The following is a 14,817-nucleotide window of genomic DNA, read 5'->3' on the forward strand; positions in this document are numbered from 1 at the left end:
ACGGGTTTTTGTTTTTAATGAATTATTTAATTTTATTTCTTAGCCGGCTGAAATTTCGGGTGTCCCACCTGCCATAATGCAAAAGCAAAAATATCTGAATATTCTTTGAAAACTACATCCAGGTCACTTGTAAAATGACCGTTTTCGTAATTTACATACAATAAAACAGGTTTCTCAGATGCTGTATTGTTTTGTAGTACTGCTGCAAATTTTGCTGGTTCCCAAGGGGTAGTTCTGGAATCATTCATTCCGGTGCGAACAATCACTGCTGGATATTTTACTCCTTTTTTAACTTTGCTTTGTGCATCCATTTCGATCAGACTTTTAATATCCTCAGCATTGTTTATATTTCCTACTTCCGGAATTTGATTATCTCCATTGGCTGAGTTTTGAGAACGAAGAGCATTAGTCATTCCTACTTCAGCGATAGCAACTGCAAATAAATCCGGTCTTTCCGTAATGGCTCTTCCGATAAGAACACCTCCCATACTGACTCCGTTACCCATTAATTTTGAAGGAGAAGTGTATTTTTGGTCAACAAGATATTCTGAACAGGCAATGAAGTCTTTCCATGTATTAGGTTTTTTAGCTTTCATTCCGTCTTTATGCCAGTTTTCGCCTTTTTCTCCACCTCCTCTCACGTGAGCAATAGCAACCACTACGCCTTGCTCAAGCAGTACAGATAGTCTGTTGGAAAAGCGTGGAGTAGAAGAAATCCCGTAGCCGCCATATCCGGTGATGTAAGCAGGAGTACTGCCATCCATTTTCATGTTTTTAGGATAGATAATAGAAAGAGGAACCATAACTCCATCGTGGCTTTTTACTTCTACTTCTTTTACCTCATAGGATGCATAATAATCCGGATAATTGCTATCTCCATTGAAATATTTACTTTTAATAACTTTCCCATCCTGAGGGGTATATTCATAGAATGTATTCGGGGTAAGCCAGTTGCTGTTATTGCACTGTAGGTGATCGTTTTCACGGGAGTTAAGGGAGGCAGAACTATTGACTCCACCAGGCAATGGTACCTTTTTTATTGCTAACGTTTTAAGGTCAATTTGATATTTATCCTGAGTAATACCATTGTTTAAAGCATAGAATAAATAATTTTTAGAATTGTGTATTGATGTGATTACAGCATTACCCTCCGGAACGATGATTTTAGCATTATCAAAGTCAGGGTTGGAAAGACTTGTAAGTCCTATTTTATAATTCGGTGCATTTTTGTGACTAAGAAAAAATAGCTGATCTCCTTTAACGAAGGTTTGGACAATGTCGTCCGAAGCTTTTACAATCTGTTTCCACGTGATTTTTTTATCCTTTAGAGCAGAATAAGGAGTATAGAATTGAGGACTTTCCAATTTAACAGAGCCTATATTAAGTAAGATGTATTGATAATCGTCAGAAAACTCAACCATTGGGAATTGTTCTGTTAGCATATTAATTTCGGGATTTGCCTCCCTTGATGCCAGTACAATATCCTGATCAGGATGGGTTCCGATCTTGTGCAGCATTGCTTTCATTTCTTTCAGGAGCATATTGCTGTTGGGATCTCCGGTGCTCATCTTGGTGTAAATAATAGACTGATCATCTGGGGTAAACTCAAAGTTGAACTCACTCCAGATAGGGCTCAGTGTATCGTCAAGTATTTTTTTTGTTTGCAAGTTTAAAATCTTAATCTCACAAATTTCACCACCGGACTGCGAAAATAGTAATGCTATTTTATGGCCTTTAGAATCTATTGAAAAATTAGTGATCTGCGCATTCTTTTTATACGTTTCGGGGTCAAATATCAATGTTTCTTTTCCTGTAGAGGCATCCCTGGTATATAGCTTGGAAAGTTTCTCGTTCTTTTTTGTTTTAAGATAGAAATAAAAATTACCTCTTTGTTTTGCATAGCTGTAAGAATCACCACCCATTTCCTGAACCTGTTTCATACGGTTATAAAGAGTCTCACGATTAGGAATTTTATCAATAATAGTATGGCTGTAGTCTGATTCAGCCTTAAACCATGTTTGTACTTCAGGGCTTTTCAGGTCTTCCAGCCATTGATAATTGTCTGTAATCTTTGTTCCAAAATAATCATCCGTTACAGGTTTTTCGGGAGTTTTTGGGTAATTATATTGAGCGAAACTGATCTGACTCAACAATAGACAGCCTGTTAGAAATATATTTTTCATGGTATTATTTCTTTTGATAGTGATAAAATTTTAATTACAAAAGTACTAAACTATGTCTAAGAAATGGTGATAATAATATAAATAGATAAATAAAAAGAAGGAATATTCTAAAAATATTCCTTCTTTTTATAATTAAATTTCCTCTTTAGAAATCCATTTTCCAACCGTAGGAGCCTGGTAATTTTTCATTTTTTCAAGCAAATCATCTATATGGTCACTGATGAGAAGCATATCCTGGTTTACGGCCTTTAAAAAGCCTTTATTCACCATATTCTCAACCAAATTAATAAGGTCATTGTAGAAACCGTCAATATTCAGAATACCGATGGGCTTTTTGTGAAGACCAAGCTGTGCCCAGGTAATCATTTCGAAGAATTCTTCCAAAGTTCCATAGCCGCCGGGAAGAACGATCACGCCATCACAAAGGTCATTCATTTTCGTTTTTCTCTCATGCATGGTTTCTACGAGAACTAGCTCAGTAAGGTTTTTATGAGCAATTTCCTTAGCTTGTAGAAAATGGGGAAGAACACCCGTTACTTTTCCATTTTCACTTAATGCCCCATTGGCTATTGTTCCCATCAAACCGGTTTCTGAACCACCATAAATAAGCTGTATATTTTGTTTTGCTAATGTCTGGCCAAGTAAAAATGCCTGTTCTTCATAAATCTTATCTGTGCCAAAACTTGAGCCGCAGAATACTGTAATACTTTTCATATTTAAATGTTTTTTCCCATTAAAGCTAAATAAGTTAGTGAAATATTCAGAATATATTTAAATGTTACGTTCTTTTAATCTGTGAGCTACTAATTATTTTTAATGGGTTAATATTGGATGTAATGATGTAAATTAAAAATATCCAAAATCATAAGACTTTGGATATTCAATATAGTTATTTTACTATTTTATTTCTGAGGGATATTCGCTAAAATATCTTTCAGGAAGCTCCAGAATTTCTGAGCAGATGGAATGTTTGCTTTCTCATCAGGAGAGTGTGCTCCTCTGATGGTAGGACCAAAACTTACCATTTCCATTTCCGGATAGTTGGCACCGATAATACCGCATTCTAAACCTGCGTGACAAGCTACAACATGAGGCTTCTCATTGAACTTCTCTGTATAGATTTTTTCCATGATCTGTACGATTTCAGATCCTGGTCTTGGTTTCCATCCTGGGTAAGAACCACTGAATACGACATTCATTCCTGCTAATTCTGCTACAGATTTCAATTGTTCTGCTGTAGAATATTTAGAAGAGTCTACAGAAGATCTTGTAAGGTTAAGGATTTTTAATTCTCCACCTTTCAATTCAACTCTTGCCACGTTGTTGGAAGCTTCTACAAGGTCAGCTACATCCGGACTCATTCTGTATACTCCGTTGTGAAGACCTTTTAAAGTAAGAATAACCTTTTTAGAATCTCCTTCTGAAATAGCTTTGTCAGAAGATGTAGAGTTTTCAATATTGATTTGAAGACCTGCTTCTACAGAGGCAAATTCTTCTAGAATTTCTGCTTTAAGAGTAGTAGCATCCTGGATAAATTCTTGTGCATTTCTTACAGAAATAATCGCAACACCTTCTCTTGGAATGGCATTTCTTAATCCACCACCATCAATAGAGATCAATTCTACATTCTGATTTTCCAATCCTTTGTAAAGAAGTCTTCCTAAGATAATGTTGGCGTTTCCGAAACCTTTATGGATATCCATTCCGGAGTGACCTCCCTGTAATCCTTTTACTTCAATTCTTACAACCTGCCCTTTTGGAGCTTCTGTTGCATAGTTTTGAGTGATAGTAACATCTACACCTCCAGCACAACCTATATCAATTTCGTCATCTTCTTCCGTATCAAGGTTTAATAGGATCTCTCCTGTAAGCTGCCCTGGTTTTAAACCAATTGCACCTGTCATTCCTGTTTCTTCATCAATAGTGAACAGAGCTTCTAAGGCAGGGTGAGGAATATCAGAACTTTCAAGGATAGACATAATCGTTGCTACTCCTAAACCGTTATCAGCTCCTAAAGTAGTTCCTTTTGCTTTTACCCAATCTCCATCAATCTCCATTTTTATCCCTTCTGTTTCAAAATCGAAATTAACGTCATTGTTTTTCTGGCAAACCATATCCAAGTGTGACTGAAGCACAATCGATTTACGGTTTTCCATTCCTGCAGTAGCCGGTTTTTTAATAATTACGTTTCCTACTTCATCTACAGTAGTCTCTAAGCCTAGATCTTCACCAAATCCTTTGATGAAAGCAATTACTTTTTCCTCTTTTTTAGATGGTCTTGGAACTGCATTTAATTTGGAGAAGTTTTTCCAGATTATCTGCGGTTCTATATTAGATAATGCCATTGAAATTTATTTTTCTCAAATTTACAAAATAAAAAATGCTTCCGTGGAATACAGAAGCATTTTTATGAGTTTAAAAAGAAGGAATAAGTAAATTTTAGAATGAACTTATTCACATTTTGTTGTTAACAACCACATTCTCCGTAGATCGGTGTTGTAATTATACTGCCATCCGGTTTCTCAATAGTTAAAGTACCTTCAAAGAGTAAAGCTTCTTCACCTTTTATCTTTTTACCTTTTACAGAGATTTTGTAACCTTCATTTTCGATTTCTTTCGTCAATTCTTCATCCACTTCCATATCGCTTGAAGAGATAAGGTTCATGGCAAGTCTTTTACCATCCAGCTTCATATAGGCTGTTTTTCCGGCATCATCTGCATAGATGTATTTTTCAGCTTCAAAATCAGACTTGTTTCTTGCGAAATAGCATGAGCATTCTTTAATTTCTTCAGGAAATGAAATGGTTTCAATCTGAATTTTTCCAGAAGGAATACTTGCCGTAGCAGAATCTTTAGTGATGCTTGAGGAATCTGTTGCAGTGTTGGCAGAAACTGTTTCTTTGTCTTTTTTACAAGCAACTAAAAGAAGTGCAGAAAATAAAATGATTAGGTATTTCATGTGTTTGTGGTTTTGAAATGTTAGCCTCTTGCTCTTTCAAGAAGGGTCATCATTAATAGTGAAAGGATTACTAAACTTTCCTCCTCATCATCAATGTCGATCATTCTATCTAATTGGAATCTTCTTCCAAAGAACGAAGGCATTTTTTTAAGTTTGAAATATGCTTTTCCGTCAATACCGGTAACAGTATATGATGGATTCAGGAAATATCCTGTAAACATTCCGATGATAGGAAGTTCACCTACGAAGCTGTCCCACACTCTTACCCATGCACTGTCTTCCTGTATTTTGAATTTAGGCTGATCTTTAGAATCAAGGATGTCATAGCTTGCTTTCCAGATAGAACGCATTCCTTTTCTTGCTAATCTACCATAGTTTTTGTTGTCTACAATATCATTTAATGAATAAGAAGCATTAAAATCAATCCATTGATTTGCTCGGATTCTGAAAAGTTCTTTTGATTTGCTTTCGTCATTGAAAACGATAACGTCTTCTTTTAATTTGAACATTTTCTGACGTACGTATGCTACGTAATTCCCATTTTTGTCCGTAATGTTGAAGTCACTGGCCAATGTCGAAATTTTAAACTTAAAGTCCAGTGGATAATTTAGGTTGTTGAGTACCATGTGTTAGTTTATTTTTTTTTCATATTTAATTTAAGCCGCAAATATAACTGTTTTTTTAGAGTTACGGAGTATAACGGCCGAATTGGATTTTAAAATATCATGATGAGACATTAAGTTAGGGGAATTTAGATAATAGATGAAAAATAATAGACATGGATTGCAAAAATATCAAGGGAAGTCTTTAAAGTCTAAATGTGAATGGTGAATTTTGCTTCGCAAGTGAATAGTGAATTGTTAAACTGTAATAACCTTAAACTTTAAATATCCAAATTAACAAGCAAAGCGAATTGACAATTGATCATTCACTTTTCGACATTTTAAAACTCAAAAACTCCTCTTCAGGATAGATTGTTTTCCTCAAATATTGCTTATTTTTGTAGCTATGGATTACCCAAGTAAAGTGCTGGCAAAGGCAGTTGATGAAATTTCAGGGTTACCTGGTATTGGAAGAAAAACAGCTTTGAGATTAGCATTACATCTATTAAAGCAGCCCAGTTCCAGAGCGGTAAGTCTTGGAAACTCCCTGATTAATCTTGTCAACGATATAAAATACTGTAAAGAATGTCATAATTTTTCTGATTTTGACATCTGTGAAATCTGTAGCAATGAGAAAAGAAGCGGTGAGTTGATTTGTATTGTTGAAGATGTAAGAGATGTGATTGCGATTGAGAATACAGGGAAGTATGGCGGAAAGTATCTGATTTTAGGAGGTAAAATTTCTCCAATGGAAGGAGTAGGGCCAAGCCAATTGAATATTCCAAGTATCGAGAGAAAGCTGAATGAAGGGATCGTGAAGGAATTTATTTTTGCATTGAGTGCTACCATGGAGGGAGATACAACCGCTTATTATATTTATAAAAAATTTAAAAACTTCAATGTAAATTTTTCAAGCATTGCCAGAGGAATTTCGGTAGGAGATGAACTGGAATATGCAGATGAAATTTCACTAGGAAGATCTATTATCAACAGATTACCATACAACGAAAAGGATTAATATGAAGCTGTCTATTATTATTGTTAATTATAATGTTACCCAACTGCTCAGGAGCTGTCTTTTATCTATTCAGAAATATGTAAAAGAAGTGGAGTATGAGGTTATTGTAATAGACAATGCTTCTACAGACAGTTCATGGAGGGATCTTATCACTGAATTTCCTGAAGTACACTTTATCGCGTCAGAAATTAATGCTGGTTTTTCAAAGGCTAATAATACTGCAATACAAGCTGCAAAAGGCGAATATGTATTACTTTTAAATCCTGATACGGAACTGGAGGGCTTTTATATGAAAGAATTATTAGATTTTTCAGATAATCAACCCGATTTCGGATGCCTTGGAATACGAATGCATGATGCAGACGGACATTTTTTGCCGGAAAGTAAACGTTCAGTTCCGGATATGTTCAATTCTTTTGAAAAGCTATTTACCAATTTTAAGAAAAATAATTCGAAATCTTATTATAGGAACGATCTTGAAGAAAATGCTGTTGCTGAAGTTGAAGTGATGACAGGAGCTTTTCTTCTGCTGAAAAAAGAAGTTTATGAAAAAGTAGGCGGATTAGATGAAGCATATTTTATGTATGGTGAAGATATTGATCTTTGTTATACTTTAATAAGGAACGGATACAAGAATTACTATTATGGTAAGGTCTCTCTACTTCATCATAAAGGGGAAAGTACAATCAAGAATGATGTTTATCTGAACCGTTTTTATGGTGCTATGCAGATCTTTATTGACAAATATTATAAGGAGTCCAAACCTATGCAATATTCCTTTTTAAAAGCTGGACTGAAACTCCGTTATCAGATTGAGAAGATTAAATTGAAATAAGCAGACTGGAAGCTGAAAGAGGGAAGCAGGAGAACATGTCTGAAGTATTGATCAGGTGCTTTGTAATTTCTAGATACGATTCTACAATCTTTAAGGTTTCCGCTTATAGTGAAAGTGGAACGAAAAATCTGAATGATGGATAAGATTCCTTCTTCATCGAAATGATAGTGAGCATAATCTCATCAATTAAATATTGAAAATATAGGACAATAAAAAAAGCAACTCGATGGGAGTTGCTTTTTATATGTAGAAAAATAATCTTCTTATTTAGCCGGTGCAACAGGTGTTGATGCCGGAGTTGTAGTTGTAGAAGAAGCCGGTGCAGATTGTTTTGCCGGAGCTTCTTTTTTAACTGGTTGTTGTTGAGCTGGAGCCGCTTGTGACGGTTTACCAGTGATAACAACGCTGATAAGGATAAGAACGATGATAGTTCCGCCTAGAGTCCATGTTGCTTTTTCCATGAAATCATTGGTTCTTTGTACTCCAAACTGAGCGGAAGATGCCCCTCCGAAAGTACTGGAAAGACCTCCACCTTTTGGGTTTTGAGCCATAACAACAATTACCAATAAAACACTGGCAATCATAATAAGAACCATCAATAGTGTAAATATAGTATCCATTAATTCTGATATCTTTTTGAATGGGCAAATTTAATCTTTTTTTACTGAATGACAAAAAAAGATATCGGTAAATATGGCACAACCGCAAAAAAATAAAAATTAAACAATGATTTTGAGCTTAAAATGTAGGGTGAAGTAAATAGAGAATATGAATTGCCGGATTCAACATACAGACTCCTTGTGAACTTTCCCTTCAATTTGAGTAATAGCAGTGTCTTTTTGTGTTCCGGTTTCTAAAATTAGGGTAAGAGAAAGGCTACCCCAAAATTGAGATAGCCTTTTCTGTAAATATAGTTTGTTTATTATTTGAAATCAGTATCCTTAGCTTGGTTAAGTTGGTAAGACTGTACCGCCAGGTTAATTTCCATTCCACCCATATTTTGGATAATAGTGAAAGGAAGTTTTACTCCCGACACGTCTTTATAATCCGCAAAGTTTGTAGGCATGGCTCCACCTTCTCCTAATTTGATTTCACCGGTTTTTAATCCGGTTTTTACACTGTAATAATAGGTTTGTTTGGATCCTTTTATCACATAAGAATCTTCATTATTGTACTTTTCAATGCCTGTTAATTTTAAATCTGCAGATTTAGCAAAAGTAAGTTCCGGGAAAAGTTCCGGTTCTGCCATAGACGCTTTCTGTTTGTCATTCAAAGGCATTTTTTTGCCTTGCGCTTCCATATAGCCGTCTTTACCATCAAAAACAATCTTTTGAAGAGTATTGCCCATCATTTTCATATCCATCATCATTTTTCCTCCTTTCCCTTGAATGAGCTTCATATTCATATCCATTCCCTGAACTTTGGTAGTGGCATCTGCGGTAATGGAAGTTACTTTTTGAAGAGCAGCTAATCCTCCGATCGCATTAATATATTTGTCGGCTACAGAACCAATGGTAACACTAGCATCTACTTTTTGTGCTGCCGGTTTGGTTACCGGATTGGCTTCTTTATCAAAATATTTTACCGGATAGCCTAGTTTTTCAAGTCCTTCAGCAATATCTGAAGCTTTACCTGCAATGAAGATCCTGCTTTGGTTCGGAAGAATAGTTGATTTTACAGCAGTAGAAATATCAGCTGCAGTAACTTTGTCAATAGATTTTAAATAATTGGTATAAAAATCTGCTGGAAGATCTTGAACTTTTTGATTCAACGCAAATCTTGCAATGGTTTCAGGTTTTTCCAGAGACATAATGAAAGCTCCTTTAAGTTTAGCTTTAGCATTGTCTAATTCCTCAGGTTTTACGGTAGAAATAGCATTAAGTTCATTCATCATTTCCTTCACCGCTTTATCTGTTACTTCATTTCTTACGCTGGTTTCTGCTTCAAAATTCGGAGAATATTTGCTTGCATTCATGCTTGAATAAGCTCCATAAGTAAATCCGTTCTTTTCTCTAAGATTCATGAAAAGTCTTGCTTCACCACCACCACCAAGAATATAATTGGCCATCGTAGCAGGGAAGTAGTTGGGATCTTTCATCTTAAGGTTGTTCAGGTTGCCAACAGACAATACAGATTGTACAGCAGATGGTACATCCACCACATTGATCTCTGTTTTAGTAACATTCGTGGCAGGTTCTAAAGCAGCAAACTTTGTGTTTGATTTTTTCCAGCTTCCAAATGCTTTCTCAACCAAAGGTTTGATCTGATCATATTTTACATCTCCAACAATCACTAAATAAGCATTGTCCGGAGCATAATATTTATTGTAAATGTTCTGAACATCGGCCAGTTGAATTTTGTTGATCGATTCAATGGTTTCGAATTCTCCCCTTGATGTATTTTTTCCATACATCAAAGCTTTGGACACTCTTTCAGCGATGGATGACGCATTTTTTTCATCAGCTTTCAATCCTTCAATAATTCTTTCTTTCGCATTTTGAATTTCTTGTGCTGAGAATTTTGGGTTTACAATTGCATCAGCCATCAATCCTATTACTTCAGGGAAATATTTCGAAAGAGAGTTTGAAGAAGCACCGCTAGAAGAGAAGCTGATATTGGCTCCAAGGAAATCAACTTTTTTATTAAACTCATCTTTGCTTAGGTTGGTTGTTCCGTTATCAAGCTGTTCTGCCATCAGCATGCTTACTCCTGTAATATTTCCTTCATAATAAGGCGGTCTGTCCATAGAAAGAGTAGTATTTACCCTTGGCAGTTTATTATTTTCAACCACCATTACAGTTAATCCGTTACTAAGTTGAAATGTTTTTGGCTTGGCAATGTTGATGGCAGGAGTAGGCCCTGGTTTTGGCATTGCATTAAGATCAATTTTTTGGGCAGAAAGCATTCCTGCAAATAAAAATGCCGCTGCTATATAAGTGAATTGCTTTTTCATGGGTAAATTATTTTTTCTCAGGAACGTAGTTGATGATGATTCTTTGGTTAGAATTCAAATACTTTTTAGCTGCATTTTGAATATCTTGTTTGGTGATTGATCTGTAGATGTCAATTTCCTTATTGATAAGATTGGTATTTCCCATCAAAACATGATTGGTAGCTAAAGAAGCAGCGATTCCCTGAATGCTTGAGTTTTGGTTGACAAATTGGTTTTCAAACTGGTTCTGAATCTTTTGATAATCTTCATCAGAAATTAAAGTGGTTTGAAGCTTTTTGATTTCTGCATCAATGTCTGCTTGTAAAGCTTGTTTAGATGTTTGTCCCATTGGGATCGCAAAGAAAGCGAAAATACTGTAATCTTCAAGTCCTTGGTTAAAAGCCGCTACCTGAAGTGCTTTTTTATCCTGATCTACCAATTTTTTATATAAAACTGAAGATTTACCGTTGCTTAAATAGGAAGACAACATATCTAACACATAAGCATCTTTCTCTTTATTAGGAGGAGTTCTGTAAGCAAAAACATAAGCCGGAAGCTGAATATTCGGATCCGTTGCCGTTACCTCTTTTTCCTGAGTGATTGGAGCATCTTTAGGGAAATCCTTTGGATAAACTGTTCCTTTTGGAATCCCGCCATAGTATTCTTCAATCCATTTTTTAGTCTGCTCTGGTTTAATGTCTCCGGCAACCACTAAAGTAGCATTGTTCGGCACATAGAATTTCTTATAAAAAGCTTGAAATTCCTCTAGTTTTGCTGCATTCAGGTCTTCCATAGACCCGATGGTTGGCCAATTGTATGGGTGATTGGTAAACAGATTCTTTTGGATCGTTGGGAAAAGGTTTCCATAAGGCTGGTTATCCATTCTTAATCTTTTTTCTTCCTTTACAACTTCTCTTTGGGTATCTACTCCTACCTGATTGATTACGGCATGACGCATTCTTTCTGCTTCCATCCAAAGTCCAAGCTGTTCGTTGTTGGAAGGAAAAGTTTCGTAATAATAAGTTCTGTCATTGGTTGTATTGGCATTATTTTGTCCACCGTTTGAAGAAACAATCTTAAACCAATCTCCTCTCTTGATGTTAGGAGTTCCTTCGAATAAAAGATGTTCAAAGAAGTGGGCAAAACCGGTTCTTCCTTTTACTTCGTCTTTTGCTCCTACATGATACATCACACCTGTAGTTACTACCGGAGCCGAATTATCCTGATGAAGAATTACATGAAGACCATTGGGAAGATCATACTCTTCGAATTTAATTTGCTGTGCATTCAGCATGAGCCCGAAGAAAGCTACGGCAGCAGCCGAAAGAAATCGCTTTTTCATAAAGTTAGAAATTGTTTAACAATGAGTAGGGAAAGTGAATTAAATGTTACAGAAATTTGGAAGTTGGTAGGTCAATGGTGAATGGTCAATTCGCTGCGCTTGTCAATTTTTGAGGACTGTAATCATTCACATTTTTAGTTACAAAACAAAATTCATCCGTTGAAGTTCAAGGTTGGAGACTAAATAAGTAAAAGTCAATGGTCAATTCGCTGCGCTTGTCAATTTTTGAGGACTGTAATCATTCACATTTTTAGTTACAAAACAAAATTCATCCGTTGAAGTTCAAGGTTGGAGAATAAGTAAAAGTCAATGGTCAATGGTCAATGGTCAATTTGCTTCGCTTATCAATTTTTGTAGACTACAGCCATTCACTATTCACCTGCGAAGCAGAATTGACCATTCACATTTAAAATTATCGTTTAAGAAAAGGACTAATAACCAATTCATGATGCTTGTTAACTTTTACCGACTACAATCATTTACTATTGACTTGAGAAGCAAAATTGACTATTGGCATTTCATAATTTGAATTCTCCTCTGAATATCTTAATTTTGTGATCCCAAAAATTTTTTTGCTGTATGGATTATCTGAAAGGACTCAACGAATCACAATATGAAGCCGTTACCTCTTTACAAGGCCCTCTGATGGTACTTGCTGGAGCAGGTTCCGGGAAAACACGTGTGCTTACCATGCGTATTGCCCATCTTATCCATAATGGGATAGACCCTTTCAATATCCTGGCACTTACCTTTACCAATAAAGCGGCTCGTGAAATGAAAGAACGTATCGCAAAGGTAGTAGGAGATAGCAATGCAAGAAGTCTTTGGATGGGAACATTCCACTCTGTTTTTGCAAGAATTTTAAGAATTGAAGCTCATTTGTTGGGGTATCCTTCCAATTTTACCATCTATGATCAGCAGGATGCTCTGAATGTGATCAAGAAAGTATTGAAGGATATGAATATTGATGCTGATCTTTATAAACCTAAAAAAGTTCAGGCAAGAATATCAACCTATAAAAACAACCTGATTACGGTAAAAGCTTATTTCAACAACCCCGAATTAATGGAGGCTGATGAAAAAGCAAATATGAAATTTATCGGGCAGATCTACCAAAAATATGTAGAAGCATGTTTCAGAAATGGATCGATGGATTTTGATGACTTGTTGTTGAAAACCAATGAATTGTTAACCCGTTTTCCGGAGGTTTTAGCCAAGTATCAGGACAGATTCAGATACATTATGGTAGATGAGTACCAGGATACCAACCATTCTCAGTATCTTATTGTAAAAGCACTGGCTTCTAAATTTGAAAATATCTGTGTGGTGGGAGATGATGCTCAGTCCATTTACTCTTTCCGTGGGGCTAATATTTATAACATTCTGAATTTTAAAAAGGATTATCCGGATGCCATCACGGTATCTTTGGAGCAAAATTACCGTTCTACACAAAACATTGTAAATGCTGCGAATGTTGTTATTGCTAAAAACTTACAGCAGTTCAAGAAAAATGTTTTCAGTGATAATGAAGAGGGAGATAAGATCAAAATATATCGTTCGCTTTCTGATGCAGACGAAGCCAACTTTGTGGCCGGAAATATCTGGGAACTTCGTAACCGTGATCAGAGAAAATATAGTGATTTTGCTATTTTATACAGAACCAACTCGCAGACCAGAGCCTTTGAAGATGCGCTGAGACGTAAGAATATTCCATACAAAGTATATGGTGGACTTTCATTCTACCAAAGAAAAGAAGTAAAAGATTTAATCGGTTACCTTCGTCTTTTAATCAATGAAAATGATTCAGAAGCATTAATGCGAATCATTAATTATCCTACAAGAGGTATTGGTGAGACTACGCAGAACAAGTTGATTGTTTTTGCTGATGCTCAGAATATTGCGGTATCAAAAGTACTGGATAATCTACCAATGTATGCTCCTCAATTAGGTCTTAACAACGGTGTTTTAAACAAACTGAATGATTTCTGGTCAATGATCAAAGCATTCCAGGTACTGTTAAAAACTGAAACGGCCTATAGTGTTGCGATGGAAGTTGCTAAGCGAAGCGGTTTGATTAAATTTTTAAAAGATGATCAGACTCCGGAAGGGATTTCAAGAGTAGAAAACGTCCAGGAATTGATGAACTCTATGCAAGGGTTTATTGAAGAACAGATGCAGTTGGAAGATGGAGATCCGAGTCTTTCTAATTTCCTTGAGAATATTGCTCTTTCTGCAGATACCCAAGATAAAGAATTGGAAGATGACATGGTTTCATTGATGACTATTCACCTTTCCAAAGGACTGGAATTCCCGGTTGTTCACCTGGTAGGTCTTGAAGAAAACCTTTTCCCAAGTTTCATGAGTTCTGCGACCAGAGAAGATCTTGAAGAAGAAAGGCGATTATTCTATGTCGCGTTAACCAGAGCAGAGAAACAAGTGTTTTTCTCTTATGCGGTTTCTCGTTTCCAATGGGGGAAGATTACAGATGCAGAACCTTCAAGATTCCTTAGTGAGATTGATGATGAATATATAGAATTCATGAATCCTGCTTTGGAGAAGAGATTTATCAATAATTCAGGAGTGAAATCCAATATTTTTGATGAACATCCGTCTGAAATGAAATCTTTTAAAAGGGTCGAGAAGAAATCGATTAATAGAAATGAAGACTCTAAGCCTGCTCCGGAAATAAAAAAACTAAAACCGGTAAGTACAGCAAGAATTATCAATCCAAGCGGTGCTTCTTCTCAGGATATTGAAGTAGGAGATAAAGTGAGACACGATCGTTTCGGAATAGGAGAGGTAGCTTTCTTAGACGGAACAGATCCGCAGAATATCAAAGCAAAAGTAGTATTCATCCATGAAGGTGAGAAAAACCTGATTCTGAAATATGCTAAACTTACAAAGATTTAATGCTGTAAAACAGCTTTCAAATAATATAAACGGATT

General features: G+C 35.9%; 11 protein-coding genes. 3 read left to right on the top strand and 8 right to left on the bottom strand.

Annotated elements, in window-relative coordinates; genetic code table 11:
* Positions 1-32: 32 nt before the first annotated feature.
* The 5 genes from GTR01_RS18555 to GTR01_RS18575 all read right to left on the bottom strand — a co-directional run bounded on the left by GTR01_RS18555 (position 33) and on the right by GTR01_RS18575 (position 5,768).
* The gene (locus GTR01_RS18555) at positions 33-2,183 is read right to left on the bottom strand and encodes a prolyl oligopeptidase family serine peptidase (protein ID WP_160139252.1); all 2,151 of its coding nucleotides are present in this window, start codon (positions 2,181-2,183) and stop codon (positions 33-35) included.
* A 132-nt stretch (positions 2,184-2,315) separates the two neighbouring features.
* Positions 2,316-2,897: a TIGR00730 family Rossman fold protein gene (locus GTR01_RS18560; RefSeq protein ID WP_160139253.1), complete on the bottom strand. Its 582-nt coding sequence runs from the start codon at positions 2,895-2,897 to the stop codon at positions 2,316-2,318.
* A 188-nt stretch (positions 2,898-3,085) separates the two neighbouring features.
* Complete coding sequence (locus GTR01_RS18565; RefSeq protein WP_160139254.1) at positions 3,086-4,528, bottom strand: aminoacyl-histidine dipeptidase; 1,443 nt, start codon at positions 4,526-4,528, stop codon at positions 3,086-3,088.
* A gap of 122 nt (positions 4,529-4,650) precedes the next feature.
* On the bottom strand, positions 4,651-5,142 hold the full coding sequence (locus GTR01_RS18570; protein WP_160139255.1) for a hypothetical protein: 492 nt from the start codon (positions 5,140-5,142) through the stop codon (positions 4,651-4,653).
* Positions 5,143-5,162: 20 nt separating this feature from the next.
* Positions 5,163-5,768 (bottom strand): hypothetical protein, encoded by a 606-nt coding sequence (locus tag GTR01_RS18575; RefSeq protein WP_160139256.1) that lies wholly within the window; start codon positions 5,766-5,768, stop codon positions 5,163-5,165.
* A 382-nt stretch (positions 5,769-6,150) separates the two neighbouring features.
* On the opposite strand from GTR01_RS18575, the gene recR reads away from it, so the two are divergent.
* Positions 6,151-6,762, top strand: coding sequence for a recombination mediator RecR (gene recR, locus GTR01_RS18580; protein WP_160139257.1), 612 nt, complete (start codon positions 6,151-6,153; stop codon positions 6,760-6,762).
* The gene (locus tag GTR01_RS18585) at positions 6,758-7,597 is read left to right on the top strand and encodes a glycosyltransferase family 2 protein (RefSeq protein WP_160139341.1); all 840 of its coding nucleotides are present in this window, start codon (positions 6,758-6,760) and stop codon (positions 7,595-7,597) included. Before recR ends, GTR01_RS18585 begins: the two co-directional genes overlap by 5 nt.
* A gap of 263 nt (positions 7,598-7,860) precedes the next feature.
* On the opposite strand, the gene secG is transcribed toward GTR01_RS18585, so the two are convergent.
* From secG to GTR01_RS18600, 3 genes are all read right to left on the bottom strand, one after another.
* Positions 7,861-8,217 (bottom strand): preprotein translocase subunit SecG, encoded by a 357-nt coding sequence (gene secG / locus GTR01_RS18590; protein WP_160139258.1) that lies wholly within the window; start codon positions 8,215-8,217, stop codon positions 7,861-7,863.
* 302 nt (positions 8,218-8,519) lie between these two features.
* Positions 8,520-10,550 carry a M16 family metallopeptidase gene (locus GTR01_RS18595; protein WP_160139259.1) on the bottom strand — a complete coding sequence of 677 codons (2,031 nt, stop codon included), beginning with the start codon at positions 10,548-10,550 and terminating at the stop codon, positions 8,520-8,522.
* A gap of 7 nt (positions 10,551-10,557) precedes the next feature.
* Complete coding sequence (locus tag GTR01_RS18600) at positions 10,558-11,871, bottom strand: M16 family metallopeptidase (protein ID WP_160139260.1); 1,314 nt, start codon at positions 11,869-11,871, stop codon at positions 10,558-10,560.
* 579 nt (positions 11,872-12,450) lie between these two features.
* Here GTR01_RS18600 and GTR01_RS18605 point away from each other — a divergent pair.
* Entirely contained in the window at positions 12,451-14,781 is a 2,331-nt protein-coding gene (locus GTR01_RS18605; RefSeq protein WP_160139261.1) for an ATP-dependent helicase, read from the top strand.
* Positions 14,782-14,817 lie beyond the last annotated feature (36 nt).

The sequence above is a fragment of the Chryseobacterium sp. c4a genome, assembly GCF_009900745.1.
Classification (GTDB): Bacteria; Bacteroidota; Bacteroidia; order Flavobacteriales; family Weeksellaceae; genus Chryseobacterium.

Bases quoted from the DNA above. Each gene is read 5' to 3' on its own strand.
- GTR01_RS18600 (WP_160139260.1), bottom strand. From the start codon at position 11,871: ATGAAAAAGCGATTTCTTTCGGCTGCTGCCGTAGCTTTCTTCGGGCTC.
- GTR01_RS18570 (WP_160139255.1), bottom strand. From the start codon at position 5,142: ATGAAATACCTAATCATTTTATTTTCTGCACTTCTTTTAGTTGCTTGT.
- secG (WP_160139258.1), bottom strand. From the start codon at position 8,217: ATGGATACTATATTTACACTATTGATGGTTCTTATTATGATTGCCAGT.
- GTR01_RS18555 (WP_160139252.1), bottom strand. From the start codon at position 2,183: ATGAAAAATATATTTCTAACAGGCTGTCTATTGTTGAGTCAGATCAGT.
- GTR01_RS18575 (WP_160139256.1), bottom strand. From the start codon at position 5,768: ATGGTACTCAACAACCTAAATTATCCACTGGACTTTAAGTTTAAAATT.
- GTR01_RS18565 (WP_160139254.1), bottom strand. From the start codon at position 4,528: ATGGCATTATCTAATATAGAACCGCAGATAATCTGGAAAAACTTCTCC.
- GTR01_RS18595 (WP_160139259.1), bottom strand. From the start codon at position 10,550: ATGAAAAAGCAATTCACTTATATAGCAGCGGCATTTTTATTTGCAGGA.
- GTR01_RS18605 (WP_160139261.1), top strand. From the start codon at position 12,451: ATGGATTATCTGAAAGGACTCAACGAATCACAATATGAAGCCGTTACC.
- GTR01_RS18560 (WP_160139253.1), bottom strand. From the start codon at position 2,897: ATGAAAAGTATTACAGTATTCTGCGGCTCAAGTTTTGGCACAGATAAG.
- recR (WP_160139257.1), top strand. From the start codon at position 6,151: ATGGATTACCCAAGTAAAGTGCTGGCAAAGGCAGTTGATGAAATTTCA.